The 13,759-nt window shown below is 71.1% G+C and carries 17 protein-coding genes; 7 read left to right on the top strand and 10 right to left on the bottom strand.

Going from position 1 to position 13,759, the window contains the following annotated elements; genetic code table 11:
* Positions 1-73 precede the first annotated feature (73 nt).
* The gene (locus ACQPYY_RS18475; RefSeq protein WP_433594674.1) at positions 74-856 is read left to right on the top strand and encodes an ABC transporter permease; all 783 of its coding nucleotides are present in this window, start codon (positions 74-76) and stop codon (positions 854-856) included.
* Here the strand turns inward: ACQPYY_RS18475 and ACQPYY_RS18470 are convergent.
* Complete coding sequence (locus ACQPYY_RS18470) at positions 850-1,269, bottom strand: ester cyclase (RefSeq protein ID WP_433590318.1); 420 nt, start codon at positions 1,267-1,269, stop codon at positions 850-852. The two genes, ACQPYY_RS18475 and ACQPYY_RS18470, sit on opposite strands and share 7 nt — an antisense overlap.
* Before the next feature lie 128 nt (positions 1,270-1,397).
* Between ACQPYY_RS18470 and ACQPYY_RS18465 the strand changes: the two genes are divergently transcribed.
* The gene (locus ACQPYY_RS18465; RefSeq protein ID WP_433590317.1) at positions 1,398-2,486 is read left to right on the top strand and encodes a response regulator transcription factor; all 1,089 of its coding nucleotides are present in this window, start codon (positions 1,398-1,400) and stop codon (positions 2,484-2,486) included.
* Positions 2,487-2,554: 68 nt separating this feature from the next.
* Here the strand turns inward: ACQPYY_RS18465 and ACQPYY_RS18460 are convergent, their stop codons facing one another.
* Positions 2,555-2,890, bottom strand: a complete 336-nt coding sequence (locus tag ACQPYY_RS18460) for an RNA polymerase-binding protein RbpA (RefSeq protein ID WP_213555785.1) — start codon at positions 2,888-2,890, stop codon at positions 2,555-2,557.
* 196 nt (positions 2,891-3,086) lie between these two features.
* On the opposite strand from ACQPYY_RS18460, the gene ACQPYY_RS18455 reads away from it, so the two are divergent.
* On the top strand, positions 3,087-3,413 hold the full coding sequence (locus ACQPYY_RS18455; protein ID WP_033086730.1) for a hypothetical protein: 327 nt from the start codon (positions 3,087-3,089) through the stop codon (positions 3,411-3,413).
* On the opposite strand, the gene ACQPYY_RS18450 is transcribed toward ACQPYY_RS18455, so the two are convergent.
* Both ACQPYY_RS18450 and ACQPYY_RS18445 read right to left on the bottom strand, forming a co-directional pair.
* Positions 3,364-4,407 carry a hypothetical protein gene (locus ACQPYY_RS18450; protein WP_433590316.1) on the bottom strand — a complete coding sequence of 348 codons (1,044 nt, stop codon included), beginning with the start codon at positions 4,405-4,407 and terminating at the stop codon, positions 3,364-3,366. The two genes, ACQPYY_RS18455 and ACQPYY_RS18450, sit on opposite strands and share 50 nt — an antisense overlap.
* A 194-nt stretch (positions 4,408-4,601) precedes the next feature.
* Positions 4,602-5,309, bottom strand: a complete 708-nt coding sequence (locus tag ACQPYY_RS18445; protein ID WP_433590315.1) for a M23 family metallopeptidase — start codon at positions 5,307-5,309, stop codon at positions 4,602-4,604.
* 182 nt (positions 5,310-5,491) lie between these two features.
* Here ACQPYY_RS18445 and ACQPYY_RS18440 point away from each other — a divergent pair, with 182 nt between their 5' ends.
* Both ACQPYY_RS18440 and ACQPYY_RS18435 read left to right on the top strand, forming a co-directional pair.
* Positions 5,492-5,818, top strand: a complete 327-nt coding sequence (locus ACQPYY_RS18440; protein ID WP_433590314.1) for an ArsR/SmtB family transcription factor — start codon at positions 5,492-5,494, stop codon at positions 5,816-5,818.
* Positions 5,819-5,916: 98 nt separating this feature from the next.
* Positions 5,917-6,828, top strand: coding sequence for an EamA family transporter (locus ACQPYY_RS18435; RefSeq protein ID WP_433590313.1), 912 nt, complete (start codon positions 5,917-5,919; stop codon positions 6,826-6,828).
* Here ACQPYY_RS18435 and ACQPYY_RS18430 read toward each other — a convergent pair.
* Entirely contained in the window at positions 6,825-7,814 is a 990-nt protein-coding gene (locus ACQPYY_RS18430) for a glycosyltransferase family 9 protein (RefSeq protein WP_433590312.1), read from the bottom strand. The two genes, ACQPYY_RS18435 and ACQPYY_RS18430, sit on opposite strands and share 4 nt — an antisense overlap.
* Positions 7,815-8,020: 206 nt before the next feature.
* On the opposite strand from ACQPYY_RS18430, the gene ACQPYY_RS18425 reads away from it, so the two are divergent.
* Positions 8,021-8,371 carry a hypothetical protein gene (locus ACQPYY_RS18425; protein ID WP_213555781.1) on the top strand — a complete coding sequence of 117 codons (351 nt, stop codon included), beginning with the start codon at positions 8,021-8,023 and terminating at the stop codon, positions 8,369-8,371.
* 96 nt (positions 8,372-8,467) lie between these two features.
* On the opposite strand, the gene ACQPYY_RS18420 is transcribed toward ACQPYY_RS18425, so the two are convergent.
* Together ACQPYY_RS18420 and ACQPYY_RS18415 are read right to left on the bottom strand one after the other, a co-directional pair.
* Positions 8,468-9,154 (bottom strand): SGNH/GDSL hydrolase family protein, encoded by a 687-nt coding sequence (locus ACQPYY_RS18420; RefSeq protein ID WP_433590311.1) that lies wholly within the window; start codon positions 9,152-9,154, stop codon positions 8,468-8,470.
* A complete protein-coding gene (locus tag ACQPYY_RS18415; RefSeq protein WP_433590310.1) occupies positions 9,151-10,593 on the bottom strand; it encodes an MFS transporter in 1,443 nt (480 codons plus the stop codon). The genes ACQPYY_RS18420 and ACQPYY_RS18415 overlap by 4 nt, the downstream gene beginning before the upstream one ends.
* A gap of 118 nt (positions 10,594-10,711) precedes the next feature.
* Between ACQPYY_RS18415 and ACQPYY_RS18410 the strand changes: the two genes are divergently transcribed.
* Positions 10,712-11,347 (top strand): TetR/AcrR family transcriptional regulator, encoded by a 636-nt coding sequence (locus ACQPYY_RS18410; RefSeq protein ID WP_433590309.1) that lies wholly within the window; start codon positions 10,712-10,714, stop codon positions 11,345-11,347.
* Positions 11,348-11,494: 147 nt separating this feature from the next.
* Here the strand turns inward: ACQPYY_RS18410 and ACQPYY_RS18405 are convergent, their stop codons facing one another.
* The 3 genes from ACQPYY_RS18405 to ACQPYY_RS18395 all read right to left on the bottom strand — a co-directional run bounded on the left by ACQPYY_RS18405 (position 11,495) and on the right by ACQPYY_RS18395 (position 13,689).
* Positions 11,495-11,830 carry a YnfA family protein gene (locus ACQPYY_RS18405; protein WP_433590308.1) on the bottom strand — a complete coding sequence of 112 codons (336 nt, stop codon included), beginning with the start codon at positions 11,828-11,830 and terminating at the stop codon, positions 11,495-11,497.
* A gap of 67 nt (positions 11,831-11,897) precedes the next feature.
* Entirely contained in the window at positions 11,898-13,127 is a 1,230-nt protein-coding gene (locus tag ACQPYY_RS18400; RefSeq protein ID WP_433590307.1) for a Dyp-type peroxidase, read from the bottom strand.
* Entirely contained in the window at positions 13,120-13,689 is a 570-nt protein-coding gene (locus tag ACQPYY_RS18395; protein ID WP_379099935.1) for a copper chaperone PCu(A)C, read from the bottom strand. The genes ACQPYY_RS18400 and ACQPYY_RS18395 overlap by 8 nt, the downstream gene beginning before the upstream one ends.
* Positions 13,690-13,759: the final 70 nt, after the last annotated feature.

The following is a 13,759-nucleotide window of genomic DNA, read 5'->3' as shown; positions in this document are numbered from 1 at the left end:
CGAGACAGCGGCCACCGCCGAGGAGCAGCACGTCCGCCCGGCCGGTGAGGGGCCCGCCATCCTGTTACCGCGAGTGGTGCGCGACAGCGCCATCGTCGCCTACCGCAACCTGATCACCATCCTGCGCGTGCCCACCCTGCTGGTGACCGCCACCATCCAGCCGCTGATGTTCGTGTTCCTGTTCGCCTACATCTTCGGCGCGTCCCTGGGCGGCAGCCAGTACCGGGAGTTCCTGCTCGCCGGAATCTTCACGCAGACAGTCGCTTTCAATGCGGCGTTCACCACCGTCGGCCTGGCGAACGACCTGCACAAGGGCATCATCGACAGGATGCGGACACTGCCCATGTCGCGGCTGGCGGTGCTGATGGGCCGCACCCTGTCCGACACGGTGGTCAATATCCTGGCGCTCGCGGTCATGGTGGCGTGCGGGTACGTGGTCGGCTGGCGGATCAACGGGGCGATCATGGACGCGGTGCTGGCGTTCGCCGTCATCCTGCTGTTCGCCTTCGCCATGTCGTGGGTGGGCGCGATCACCGGGCTCATGTCGCCGAGTGTCGAGGTGGCCCAGAGTGCCGGGCTCATCTGGCTTTTCCCGCTGACCTTCATCTCCTCGGCGTTCATCTCCGGGGAGACGCTGCCCGGTCCGCTGCGCACGGTGGCCGCCTGGAATCCGATCACCGCGGTGTCGGCGGCCGGGCGCAAACTGTTCGGCAACGGGTCGCCGCCCTCGTTCACCCCGGCCACCGGCTGGGCCGCCGACCACTGTGTGGAGTACTCGATCCTGTGCTCGGTGGGCATCCTGGCGATCGCGGTGCCGCTGGCCCTGGTCCAGTACCGCAAGGTCGCCAGTCACTGAGCGGGCTGGGCCTGCGGCAGTGCGCCGAGCTGGCCCAGCAGGCCGAACATGTCGAAAGAGCCACGGAATTCGGTGATCCGGCCGTCGCGCACGCGGTAGAACACGACACCGGGCACCGTCACCGTGTGGCCGGTCGCCGCAATTCCCTGGAACTCGCCGAGCTGGGTGCCGTGGCCGGTCCAGCGTTCGGCCACCCGATCACCTTCCGCCACCACCTCTTCCAGCGTCGAATGCCAGTCGGGGAAGGCGGTGCGCAGGGTGGTGTTGAACGCCTTGAGGCCCTCGATCCCGCCGACCTCGGGGGCGTGGATGACGACATCGGGGGCCATCAGCTCGTCGGCCGCCGCCAGCCGGCCCGCACTCCAGAATTCGTTCACGAAGCGCTCGATCAGCGCTTTGTTCGACTCGGACATGATCACTCCTCGATCGGTGGTCGGGGCTCGCGGTGAGCCCTCGTATCGACTGTGCGCGTTCGCGGCCGCCGGGAACATTCCAGAAAACTGGTATCCCGCCGGTGCGGGCGCGGCCGTAGCCTGAGATGGTGGGGCAGCGCCGATCGACGGATCGGGCACGGCGTGAGATCGTCCGCCTGTGCCACTCCGGGCTGGACTCGGGCACGGTGCTCACCGAATCGCTGACCGCGTTGCGTGCGGCCGTTCCGATCGCCGCCTACTGGGCGGCCACCACCGATCCGGCCACCGTCCTGTTCACCGGGTCGGTCATCGACGAGATCCCCGCTGCGGCCACGCCCCTGTTCCTGGCCAACGAGTTCCTCGACGACGACGTGAATCATTTCCGGGCGCTGGCCACCGCCGCCGACCCGGTCCGCACCCTGTTCGACGCCACCCGGGGCGCGCCCGAGGCCAGCGCCCGCTATCGCGACATCCTCGCCCCGCTCGGCATGGGCGACGAACTGCGCGCCGCGTTGCGGACCGGGGCGAGTTGCTGGGGTGTGCTGTGCCTGCACCGGGAGCCCTCGCCGGAGGGCTTCCGCGCCGACGAGGTCGGATTCGTGCACGCCATGACCGCGCATCTGGCCGAGGGCCTGCGCGCGGCGGTCCTGCTGTCGGAGGTGGAGTCGGGTGCCGACGGGCAGCCCCCGCCCGGTCTGCTGCTGCTCGACGACGCCGGGACCGTGCTGGCCCGCACCCCCGAGGCGAGCGTTCTGCTGGCCGAGCTCGCCGACCAACCCGCGCGCGAGACGCTGCCGCAGGCGATCGTGGCGGTCGCCATGCGCCTGCGCAGTCTGGAACTGGATCCGAATTCGCCTGCGGTGCCCCGGGTTCGCCTACGCACCCGTTCGGGCCGCTGGCTGGTGGCCCACGCCTCCCGGCTGCACACCGATCCGGGTGCGGACCCCGAGGGCCCCATCGCGGTCATCCTCGAACCGGCCCGCGCCCCGGAGATCGCGCCCCTGAAGCTGGCCGCCTATCCGCTGACCCCGCGCGAACACCAGATCGCGGCCTTGGTCCTGGCGGGCAGTTCGACCCGGCAGATCGCCGACACGTTGGTGGTCTCACCGCTGACGGTGCAGCAGCACCTGAAGTCGATCTTCGAGAAGTCCGGGGTGCGCAGCCGCCGCGATCTGGTCGCCAATCTGCTTGCCGCCCAGTACGGCTCACCGCACTGACCCCCGGCACAGCACGGGTCCCCCGCACCGATGGTGCGGGGGACCCGTGTCGTCGTGTCGCTGGGCGGCTAGCCGCGGCGGCGGGACTTGATCAAGTCCATGCGCTCCTGCAGCAGCTCCTCGAGCTCTTCCTTGCTGCGACGCTCGAGCAGCATGTCCCAGTGGGTGCGGGGCGGCTTCACCTTCTTGGGCTCCTGGGTGGTGCCCTCCATGAGCGTGCCCTCCTGGCCGTTGCGGCACAGCCAGGTCGGGGGGATTTCGGCGTCGTCGGCGAACGGGACGTCGAATTCCTCGCCGTTGTCGGTGCGGTACCGCGCCATCCGACGCGGCGCCAGGTCGTGGTCGCGGTCGGTCTCGTAGCTCACCGCTCCGAGCCGAGACCCCCGGAGTACGCGATCTGCCATGAGTGCGGTCCCTTCTCGCCTGTCGGCAATGTTCTACTTCAGTGTTTCTGCAGCTGCGGTACGTAGTGTCAACGCAGCCGCGCACGTTTCGGTTCCCGTGGGGAGAACCCTGCCATCCTACCCGTGCGGGTCGCCCGGTTTGCTGCGGCGTGCCACTGCACCCGGTCGGGGCCGGAAACCGCTATTGTCTCGGACCATGTCTCGACGCGTGCTGTCCTGCTGCCAGTGGTGCGGGCGGGAGATCGCCGAATCGGAGATCGGACGCCGACGCCGGTACTGCCGGCAATCGTGTCGCCAGCGGGCGTACGAGCATCGGAACAGTGTGAAGGGCACCGGTATTCCCGAGGATTCGGTGGTCCTGAGCGCCCAGGAGGTGTCGGATCTGTCCGACCGCTGGTTCGCCGCCCGCTGTGCCGCCGAGGATGTGGCCACCGCGGTCTCCGAGGGCGCGGAGATGATCGAACTCGCCGATCTCACCGCGACATTGGTGGCGTTGACCCGCGAGGCCGAACGGCTGCGCTGACCCCGCCGGTGCGCCCGCTCAGCGCGTACACGATCGTGATCCCCGCGGCCGTGACGGCGGCGACAAGACCGAGCGCGGTGAGGGTTTCGGCATCGGGCGAGGTCACCGGCTGCCCGCGCAGCGCCTGCCACAGCAGCGTCGCCACCAGGCCGGTGTAGCCGAGCGCCAGCACCCCGATCAGCCGGGCGCGGGTGCGTTCGGCGCGCAGCCACCCCACGGTGGGGGCGAGGCGGGTCAGCACGATGGCGGCGATGATGAGCAGCTGGATGCCGTGCAGGCCCGCGAAGTGCGCGATCCGCACGTCACCGCCGTTGGTGCTCCAATGAGTGATCGGCATGGTCGCGACACCGTCGCGGACCGCGTCGGACTGCCCGTGCCCGACGGTATGGCCCGCGACCAGGGTGACCGGGCGGCCGGAGGCGTCGGTGGTCTGCTGTGTGCCGGTGTAGCCCATCAGGTAGCCCAGCGCCATCCCGAACACCGCGATGCCCAGGCCGGCGCGGATGGCCATGGAGGTGGGCCGGTCGGTGACGCGCTGCCACGAAAGGGTCACCGCGATCACCAGATTCGCCAGGAACAGTCCCGGCACTCCGGTCATGAACACCTTCTGGCCGATCGTGTTGAACGCGTCGGTCTCGGTATTGAAGTGGCTGAAGGTGCCGCGCGCGGCCTGCACGACGACGAAGCCGACATCGGCGACCGCCGTGATGGCGAAGACGGTGCCCATCCACCAGGTCAGGCGCTGCCCGCGGTGCGGGAAGGACACCAGCCAGGCCAGGGTGCCGCAGTACAGGACCATGGCTATGGCGAACTTGAGGGGTTTGAGCCACACCGTCTCGCCGAGCAGCGCGCGGTCGTCGAAGACCATGGCGCACAGGGAGAACAGGGCCAGGGCGGCCATGGCGGCGGTGGTGGCGAGCAGGGGCCGGTGCAGTCGGCGGGCGGGGGCGAGGTCGGTGAGCGGCGCGAGCGTCGGACGATCGAGCGTGGTCATGCGGCTGACGGTAGGTTCGCGATCCGCTGGTTCACGTCCCCCGGCGGTGGTGTGGCCACCCCGTACCCAGGTATGAGAAACGGCCCCGGCGGTAGCGCCGGGGCCGTTCTCCATCGTGCGGACTCCGTTGTCGCACAAACCGATCCGTGCACCCCCCATCGATGCTCGGAGTGGGCCGAGGGGTTGGGGTGGGTCTAGTCCGCGGGGGCGACACCGAAGTCGACGCCGCGGCCGGCCAGCCAGCCGATCGGGTCGATGGGCGCGCCGGGGGCGGTGTGCACCTCGTAGTGCAGGTGCGGGCCGGTGGAGTAGCCGCGGCTGCCGACGGTGGCGAGCACGTCGCCGGCGCGCAGCTGCTGGCCGACGCCGACCAGGATGTCCTGCATGTGGCCGTAGACGCCGATGGTGCCGTCGTCCTGCTGCACGCGCACCCACAGGCCGAAGCCGGAGGCGGGGCCGGCCTCGATCACGGTACCGTCGGTGACGGCGCGGATCGGGGTGCCGAAGCCGTCGCCGAAGTCGATGCCGGCGTGCATGGCGCCCCAGCGCATGCCGAAGCCGGAGGTCAGCGGGCCGTCGACGGGCCGCACGGTGGCCGGGCGCGGGGCCGGGATGCCGGGCAGCGGCGGCAGCGGGATGTTGAGGCCGTTGAGGTAGTCCAGCACCTCCTGCGGCACGATCTGCGGCTCCTGGGCCTCGCGCGGGGTGAAGGCGGTGAACTGGATGTCACCGGCGGCGGAGGCGTTGGCGATGGCCACGGGGTCGTGGGCGGCATCGGGGCCGGTGGCGGCGAGGGCGGCCATGGACGCGCCGACGAGGGCGGTCACGGCTACGGCGCGGGTCGCGGCTGCTCGGTATCGGCCGGTTCCCCAGAAGCGGGATAACGAATCGGTTACGGGCATGTCTCGAAGCTACGAGATCTCAGCGCACGTTCAGAAACCCTGTTGCTACCGTCACATTGGTACAAAAGCCCAGTTCGACTATTACGAGTTGATAACGACACGCAGGTAATTCTGTGATGACGTTGGCGTGTGCCGATAACGCGTGTATTGACCCATGATCGGCTTGACGGCACACTATGTAAGTGCCTACTAACGGAGTAAAGGTGCTCGGCGCGCTCGCCGACGACACCCGGCGCGCGGTCTTCGAGTCCCTGCCGCAGGGCCCGAAGGCGGTCGGGGAGATCGCCGAGGCCCTGGGCGTGACCAGCTCGGCGGTCTCGCAGCATCTGAAGGTGCTGCGCGAGGCCCGCCTGGTGATGATGCGCCCGCAGGGCAACCGCCGCCTGTACTCCCTGGACCCGCGCGGCCTGGCCGACGCCCGCGACTATCTCGAACAGTTCTGGCCCAGCGCCATCGCCGCCTACTCGGCCGCCCTGTCGGAGGCGAAGGCCGCGCCGGAAGGGGAGTAACGGAGCTGGGTCCGCGCAGCGGCGCGATGGCGCCCCCAGGCCGGGACCATGCGGCCGTGCCGCGGCCCGCCCGCTCGAGCGGGCGATACGGTGTCGAGGTGGGTACGTCGGTCGGAGTGCAGCGGCAACGCCGCGTGGGTCTGCCCGGCTGGTCGGTCCCGCTGGTCTTCATCGTCAGCGGGGTGTCGCTGTACGCGGGCGCGGCGATCGGCGTGCGATTGTTCGACACCGTCGAGCCCGCGACGGTGGCCTGGTTGCGCGCCGCGGCGGCCGGGGTGGCGCTGCTGATCTGGCGGCGGCCGTGGCGCTCGCGCTGGACGCGGCGCGCGGTGCTGGTGGCCTCCGGGTTCGGGGTGGTCACCCTCGGGATGAACATCGCCTTCTATGAGGCGATCGCGCGGATTCCGCTCGGCACCGCGGTGGCCATCGAGTTCCTGGGTCCGATCGCGGTGGCGGCGCTGGGTTCACGCCGGGCCCGGGATCTGCTGGCCGTCGTGCTCGTGGCGGCCGGTGTCTTCCTGCTGGCGGGCGTGTCGTCGGAAGCCGGGCCCGGCGGTGTCGGGTTCGCGGTGCTGGCGGGTGTGTTGTGGGCGGGCTACATCCTGCTGGGTAAGCGGGTGGCCGATACGGGTGCGGGGATGGACGCGCTGGCGATCGGGACGACGGTGTCGGCGATCGTGCTGGCCCCGATCCTGGTGACCCGCCAATGTGTGCTCGCCCCGGCCGTTTTCGCCGATCCGCGGACCTGGCTGCTGGGCGTGGGCGTCGGGGTGTTGTCGAGCGCGGTGCCCTATGCCCTGGATCAGGTGGTGTTGCGCCGGGTGGGTCGGGCCCGGTTCGCGCTGTTGCTGGCCTTGCTGCCCGCGACGGCGGCGGTGATCGGGGCGGTAGCGCTGGCCCAGCGCCCCGGTGCGGCGGAGCTGGCCGGGATCGGGTTGGTGATGGCGGCGTTGAGTATCAGTGCCGGGCAACGGGATCCGCGGGTGCCGACCACCGATTCGGGGGTCTAGCCGACGCGCCGGTAGGCCTGCTGGGTGCGGCGGTCGAGGCCGGTGCCGGGCCAGGGGCGTTTGCGTAGTTGCTTGTCGACGGCGTTGATCACCTCGGGGACACCGATCTTCAGCAGTCCGGGGTCGATGGCGTCGGCGTCCGGGTCGCCGGATTGCCCGGCCCACAGCACGGCGTGGCGGCCGAGCAGGTGCGGGGGCGGGCCGCTGCGGCTGGGTGGGTTGGGTCCGAACAGCTGCACGGTGCGGGTGCCGAAGGCGGCGGCCAGGTGCGCGACGCCGGTGTCGCCGCACACCACGAGCGCGGCTTCGGCGACGGTGGCGGCCAGTTCGATGAGGTTCTGCTGTCCCGCGAGGACGCGCGCCGGTGAGAGTCCCGCGCGGGTGGCGACGCCGAAGGCGGTCTCGCGTTCGGATTCGTCACCGGTCAGCACGACTTCGCGGTCCTGCACCAGCAGGTGCCGGACCACCGCGGCGAACCGGTCGGGTGGCCAACGGCGGGCGGGTGCGCCGGCGCCGATGTGGACGACCACGGCGTCGCGGTGGCTGGTGGTGGCGACCGGCGGCACCAGGCCGAGGTTGCGGCGGTCGGCGGCCATGCCGTCGTGTTCGAGCAGATGGCACCAGCGGTCCACGTCGTGCATGTCGGGTTCCCAGGCGGGGCCGGCGAGGTCGGGGAAGGCCGGATTGCGGTAGGACAGAATGCGTTCGGGGCGGGTGCGCGAGAGTTCCACGATGCCGTCGGCGCCGGGGCCGTTGAGGTTGACCGCGAGCGCCGGTGCGGGACCGTCCCAGCGCAGCCCGACAGGGTCGCTGACCGGGATCATCTCGTCGACGCAGGCGATGAGGTCGACGATCGGTTTGAGGCGGTGGGGTGCGGCGAGTGCGATGTGGTCACCGGGCCGGGCCCGGCGCAATGCGCGCAACGCGGGAACCGCGGTGAGCAGGTCACCGAGTCCACGTGCTCGCAGCACTAGTACAACCGCCACTGAACCTCTCCTAGCCGGCCACGCTGCCCACGACGCCCTGATCCACCACGTGCGGGGACCATCGGGTGAGGACTACCCGGCCTGTCCGAGGGTGAAACCCTCGGACAGGTCCGCGCGGACAGTTGGTGCCTCCGTGTCCGATTCGCGAAAAATCGCGGGTACTACCGGCTGTCGTTGCGGGGCTCGGATCGACTACCGTGACACCCATGACCTTCGTCTACAACCTCATGGTGACGGCTCATCTGCTGGGTATGGCAGCCGTGGTCGGCGGGTACGCCGCCGCGCAGCCGCGAGTGTCGGAACTGATGGTGTGGGGTGCGCGCGTGCAGGTCCTCACCGGCGTGATCCTGGTGGGCATGGCCGAGTCGATCGACTCGCTGCACAAGGACCCGAACATGGCGAAGATCATCACCAAGCTGGTGGTGGCCGTGGCGGTGGCCGCGTTCGCCGAGATGGGTCGCGCGGATGCCAAGCGCGGCAAGGAGGTGGCGTGGATGACCCACGCCGCGGGTGGCCTGGCGATCCTGAATGTCCTGATCGCCGCTCTGTGGAAGTGACCTCCGCGCGAGGGCCGGCTGGACAGAGCAGGGGATGACGGCGATGCCGCATCGGGTGCGTAGTCGCATCCGGTGCGGCATCGGTGCGTTGCGGGGTCAGGATCGCCCGATGAGCTCCGGCGGCACTTCCCGGGCGTGGTGACGGGCCAGGCTCTTGGCGAGTTCGGCGGCGACCACGGCGTGCCCGGCCATGGTGAGGTGGATCCGGTCCGCGGAGAGCCAGTCCTCGCGCAGCCGCGCGGGGTGGTCCCAGAACTCGGTGAGGATGGCGTCGCGGCGGTGGGCGATGCGGCGGACCGACCGCGCGAACTCGGCGAAGCGCGGCCGCAGCGGGGCCAGCCGCCCGACGTAGGCGTCGGCGAGGGTGAACAGTGCGAGCCGGGCGCCGGTGGCGGCGACGCTCGCGCACAGGTCGTCGAGGTCGCCTTCCACGGTCAGTGGACTGGCATCGCGCAGGAACAGGTCGTTGCCGCCGCAGGTGACGACCACCAGATCCGGCTCGAACTCCTCGAGCGCGGCGAGTTGTCCGGCGCGCACGTCGGCGATGACCGCTCCGACCACGCCGGTGTTGAGGTGGGCGGCGTCGGGGTGCGCGGCGTGCAGCCAGCGGCCCAATCGGTCTGCCCAGGACACGGTTTCGTAGCCGGGCCACGGGTCACCGGTGCCCGCGGCGGTCGAGTCGCCGATGACGGCGAGGCGGCGGAACGGCACCGCGCGCAGCATGGCGGCGGCCGCCGAATCGGACAGCGTGTAGGGATCGGTGTTCTCGGTGCGGTCGGTCATGAGGTGGTCTCCTCGGTGCGGACGGGCAGCGCCGCGAGCACGGCCGTGACGACGGCGATGGCGGCACAGCACGCGAACAGGGTGTGGAAGGCGGTCAGCGGCTGCCCGGGATGGGCGGCGAACACTGCGGCCAGCAGGGCGACCCCGAGCGCGCCGCCGGATTGGCGGGCGGTGATGTTCATGCCGACCCCGGCCGCGAACCGCTGCGGCGGCAGCGCCCGCGCGGCGGCGGTGCCCAGCACCGTGACGAGGATGCCGATGCCGCCGCCGCCCAGGATTCCGGCGGGCACCCACCCGGACCAGAGCGCGGGCTCGGTGTCGAAGACCCCGGTGCTCATGTAGAAGGTGGACGCGGCGAACATCGACGCGCCCAGCACCGCGAGCCATCGCTGCCACGGCACGGGGGCGCGTCCGGCGGCGACCGCGGTGACCATGGAGGCGACCGCGCCGATGCTCATGGCCGCCGCGGACTCCAGCACCGAGTACTGCCAGATGGCGTCGAGCCACAGCGGTCCGGCCAGCAGCCACGCGAACATGGTGGCGCCGAAGACGAACGAGATGGCATTGACGAGGGCGTAGGGGCGGCTGCGCCACAGTCCGATGGCGATGGCCGGGCGCGGATGCCGCCGCGAGCGCCACAACGCCAGGGCCAGCAGGACGACCCCGATCAGCGCGCTGCCCAGGGTGCGGGCGTCGGTCCAACCCCATTGCCGGCCTTGGGTGACCGCGGCGACGACGGTGCCGATACCGAGTCCGGTGGCGGCGGCCCCGAGGAGATCGGGCAGTCCGTGCGGTTGCCGGTGTTCGCCACGGGCCAGTCGCCATCCGGCGGCGATGAGCGCGGCGGCGATGGGCACGTTGATGACGAAGACCGACCGCCACCCGAACCAGTCCACGAGCGCCCCGCCCACGGCCGGGCCGACGGTCGCGGCGAATCCGCCCGCCGCGGTCCAGGCGGCCATGGCCATGCCGACGCGTTCGGGCGGGCTGCTGCTCAAGACGAGCGCGAGTCCGGCGGGAATGAGGAAGGCCGCGGTGCCGCCTTGCAGGAACCGTCCGGCGATGAGCCATTCGGCGCCGGGTGCGAGGGCGCACAGCAGGGAGGTGAGGGCGAATCCGGCCAGGGCGGTGAGGAATACGCGGCCGCGGCCGAGGGTGTCGGCGAGTTGCCCGGCGGGGGTGAGCAGGGCGGCGAAGGCGACGGCGTAGCCGCTGACCACCCAGGTGAGGGTGCCGGCGGTGGTGTCGGGGTAGTCGCGGGTGATCTCGGGGAAGGCGATATTGACCACGGACAGGTCGAGGAAGGACATGAAGGCCGCGCCGGAGGCGACGAGCAGGGCGAGTTTCGCCGCGCGGCCGGAGTCGGCGGGGGTGGTCGTGGTGGTGGTCGGTTCGGGTGGGGAGGTGTCGGCGCTGGGACGGTGGGTGGTGTCGGTCATGACGGGCTCTCTGCGTGAGGGTCGGGAGCGGGATCAAAACTGTACGCACGATCGTTCGTATTGTTGAAAAGTACGACCGATCGTGCGGTTACGCAACAGGTGATGCGAGGATGGATCCATGGACGAACCGGTGCGCGCCTCCGACCAGGAGATTTCCGATCAGCGTCGGCTCAAGGGCGCGCGGGCCCGCGCGAGCATCGCCCGCCACGCCGCCGACGTCGCCTCCGTCGAGGGATTGACGGGATTGAGTCTCGGGCGGCTGGCCGAGGACCTCGGGGTCAGCAAGTCCGGGGTGGCGACGCTGTTCGGCAGCAAGGAGAACCTGCAACTGGCCGCGGTGGCCGCGGCGCGCGAGGTGTTCATCGACAATGTCGTGCGCCCGGCCCTCACCGCGGACCCGGGCCTGCCGCGTCTGCGTGCGCTGATGGACCGCTGGTTCGACTACATCGGCGAGCCGGTGCTGCCCGGCGGCTGCTTCCGGGGCGCGTGCCAGCCGGAGTTCGACAGCCGTCCCGGCCCGGTGCGCGACGCGCTGGCCGCCGACCGCGAGGACTGGTTCACGATGCTGGCCGCGGAGATCGGCCGCGCCCAGCGGCAGGGCGCGATGACCGGACTGGATCCGCGGGCGGTCGCGTTCCAGTTCGACGCGGTGGTGTCGGCCGCGAACACCGCGACCCGTCTGGGTGATGAGGCGGCGCTGCCGACGGCGCGCGCGATCATCGACGGACTGCTCGGTTCAGCGCCTCAACCGTGATCGTGACCTGCGGGAATTCGTCATCGGTTCGCGCGGTGCGTCTGTGCACTCGCTGCACCGATCGTCCATCATCGACCTGAATGCGCGGAATGCGTGAATGCAGTTCGGGCGCAGCCGGTTTCACGTGGAGCAATGCATCGGTGTGTCTCACGCCGAGCGTGGCGCGTACATGACGAGCGCTACCCCCAGCACGCACACCAGGGCCCCGATCACATCCCAGCGGTCGGGCCGGAACCCGTCGAACACCATGCCCCACAGCAGCGATCCCGCCACGAACACGCCACCGTAGGCGGCGAGGATCCGGCCGAAGTGGGCGTCGGGTTGCAGGGTGGCGACGAACCCGTAGCAGCCGAGCGCGACCACGCCCGCGCCCATCCACGCCCAGCCGCGGTGCTCACGGACTCCCTGCCAGATCAGCCAGGCGCCACCGATTTCGGCGACGGCGGCCAGCCCGAACAACACGATCGATCGCAACACGGTCATGGGGTCACCCTAGGTCCCGTGCCCGGCCACCGGCCGGACCGCCCGGGAGCGGTCCGGCCGGTCGCGATCAGGGTTGCGCCGGGGCGCTGTCGAACAACTGCTGACCGAGATAGCCGCCCGGTCCGGGCACCCCGGGCGGGATGGCGAACACCGCCGACCCGACCGGCGTCGTCCACTGGTTGAGCGCGTCGAAGTCGGCCAGCCGCCGCTGCACGGGCAGATACTGGGCGTCGACGTCGCGCTGGAACGAGGCGAACAGCAGCCCCGAGTTCGACACGTGCCCGGGGGCGGGCGCGTCGTCGTAGTTGTAGCCGCGGCGCAGGAACCGTTCCCCGTCGTGGGCGTGGTGGGCGCGCGCGATGTGGGAGGACGGCGGGATCTTCGGGATGCCGTACCGGTCGGTGGCCGCGAAGTCGGCTTCATCGAATTCGCGGGTGCCCGACAATGGCGCCCCGGTGTCGACGGTGCGCCCGACGGTGATCGCGCGGCCGTCGGCGTCGAGTTCGTCCCAGGTGTCGAGGTTCATCGCGATGCGCCGCAACACCATCGAGGTGCCCCCGGCCAGCCACGGCCGGACCGCGCCGTCGTCCCACACCAGGCGGTCGAAATCCGGTGTGGCCGGGGCGATGTTGACCGTCCCGTCGACCGAGCCCATCAGATTGCGCATGGTCTGGCCGCGCGGCGCGTCCCGGAAGCCGCGTTGCACCCACTTCACCGAGACCAGCGATGTCACGTGCTTGGACAGCACGCGCACCGCGTGCGCGACGGTGGTCGCCTCCTCGCCGCACACCTGCAACAGCAGATCGCCCCCGCACCAGGCGGGATCGAGCCGGTCGATGGTGAACGGCGGCAACGGTTTCAGCCAGTGCGGGCGCTGGGATTCCAGTCCGGCGGCGGTGAACATGCCGGGACCGAACCCGGCGGTCACGGTGAGCCGGGCGGGCCGGGCGGCCAGCTCCGGTTCGGTGTCGGCGAGCGCGGGCTTGCCCTGGGTGAGGCGCGCGGCGTCGTCGGTCCAGATCTTCAACAGTCCGATGACGTCCTCGCGCCCCAGGCCCGGTTTCAGGTCGAAGGCCGCGAACGCCGCGTGCCGGGGCGGTTCGGTGGCGATTCCCGCCTGGTGGGGGCCGTAGAACGCGACCGTGTCCGATCCGGGGTCGCGATCGTGCTCGCGGTGGGTGCGGGTGGCCGCGCCCCAGCCGATGCCGGCGGCCCCGGCCGCGCCCGCCGCGACCGCGCCGCCGCCGAGCAGCCGTCGCCGCGACAGCCGGGCGGGCCGCGGTGCCGGATCAGCCACCGTGGGCGGCGTTGTCGCCGGAGGGCTGGTAGTTCTCCTTGCCGCCGGCGAAGTCACGCACCCGCGCGGTGACGGTTGTGGTGGAGCCGTCGGAGAAGGTGAGGGTGAGCGCGGCCTCCGAGCCGGTGCGCAGCGGGCCCTTCAGATCCATGAACATGAGGTGTTCCGCGCCGGGTTTGAGGGTCGCGGTGCCGTGGGCGGGGATGACGAGGCCGCCGGCCTTGGGACGCATCGCCTTGTCGCCCGAGGCGTCGGCGACGACTTCGTGGATCTCCACCCGCGCCGAGGCCGGGCTGCTGGCCGCGACCAGGTTCACCGGCTGATCGGAGGCGTTGGCCAGGGTGCCGAACGCGGCGGACATCCCGCTGTCGGCGGCCTTGACCCACTGATCGGTCAGGGTGATCGCCGCGGCCGCGGTGGCGGGGGACGAGGAGGCGGTCTGCGAGGACGAGCAGGCCACGGGCAGCAGCGCCAGCGTCGTCACCGCCGCGGCCGCGCCCACACGGCGCGCGAATCCGCCGGTGCGCAGACGGAAGCCGTGGCTGAAGGGCATCTGGGACATGTGAGAACTCCGTAGGTAGAAGAAGTGAATGCCACCCCGGCGGGAACGGCCGAACCCGGATCGATGCCGG

Origin of the sequence: Nocardia sp. CA-145437 (assembly GCF_050956485.1) — a bacterium.
In the GTDB taxonomy this organism is placed as follows: domain Bacteria; phylum Actinomycetota; class Actinomycetes; order Mycobacteriales; family Mycobacteriaceae; genus Nocardia.
Note: the sequence above shows the minus strand (reverse complement) of the source record. Positions and strands in the feature narration are given on the sequence as shown.

What these genes read in the sequence shown, in the direction of transcription:
- ACQPYY_RS18410 (WP_433590309.1), top strand. Translation starts at nt 10,712, where the DNA reads ATGGACGAACCGGTGCGCGCCTCCGACCAGGAGATTTCCGATCAGCGT.
- ACQPYY_RS18420 (WP_433590311.1), bottom strand. Translation starts at nt 9,154, where the DNA reads ATGACCGACCGCACCGAGAACACCGATCCCTACACGCTGTCCGATTCG.
- ACQPYY_RS18470 (WP_433590318.1), bottom strand. Translation starts at nt 1,269, where the DNA reads ATGTCCGAGTCGAACAAAGCGCTGATCGAGCGCTTCGTGAACGAATTC.
- ACQPYY_RS18415 (WP_433590310.1), bottom strand. Translation starts at nt 10,593, where the DNA reads ATGACCGACACCACCCACCGTCCCAGCGCCGACACCTCCCCACCCGAA.
- ACQPYY_RS18450 (WP_433590316.1), bottom strand. Translation starts at nt 4,407, where the DNA reads ATGACCACGCTCGATCGTCCGACGCTCGCGCCGCTCACCGACCTCGCC.
- ACQPYY_RS18455 (WP_033086730.1), top strand. Translation starts at nt 3,087, where the DNA reads ATGTCTCGACGCGTGCTGTCCTGCTGCCAGTGGTGCGGGCGGGAGATC.
- ACQPYY_RS18395 (WP_379099935.1), bottom strand. Translation starts at nt 13,689, where the DNA reads ATGTCCCAGATGCCCTTCAGCCACGGCTTCCGTCTGCGCACCGGCGGA.
- ACQPYY_RS18425 (WP_213555781.1), top strand. Translation starts at nt 8,021, where the DNA reads ATGACCTTCGTCTACAACCTCATGGTGACGGCTCATCTGCTGGGTATG.
- ACQPYY_RS18460 (WP_213555785.1), bottom strand. Translation starts at nt 2,890, where the DNA reads ATGGCAGATCGCGTACTCCGGGGGTCTCGGCTCGGAGCGGTGAGCTAC.
- ACQPYY_RS18405 (WP_433590308.1), bottom strand. Translation starts at nt 11,830, where the DNA reads ATGACCGTGTTGCGATCGATCGTGTTGTTCGGGCTGGCCGCCGTCGCC.
- ACQPYY_RS18445 (WP_433590315.1), bottom strand. Translation starts at nt 5,309, where the DNA reads ATGCCCGTAACCGATTCGTTATCCCGCTTCTGGGGAACCGGCCGATAC.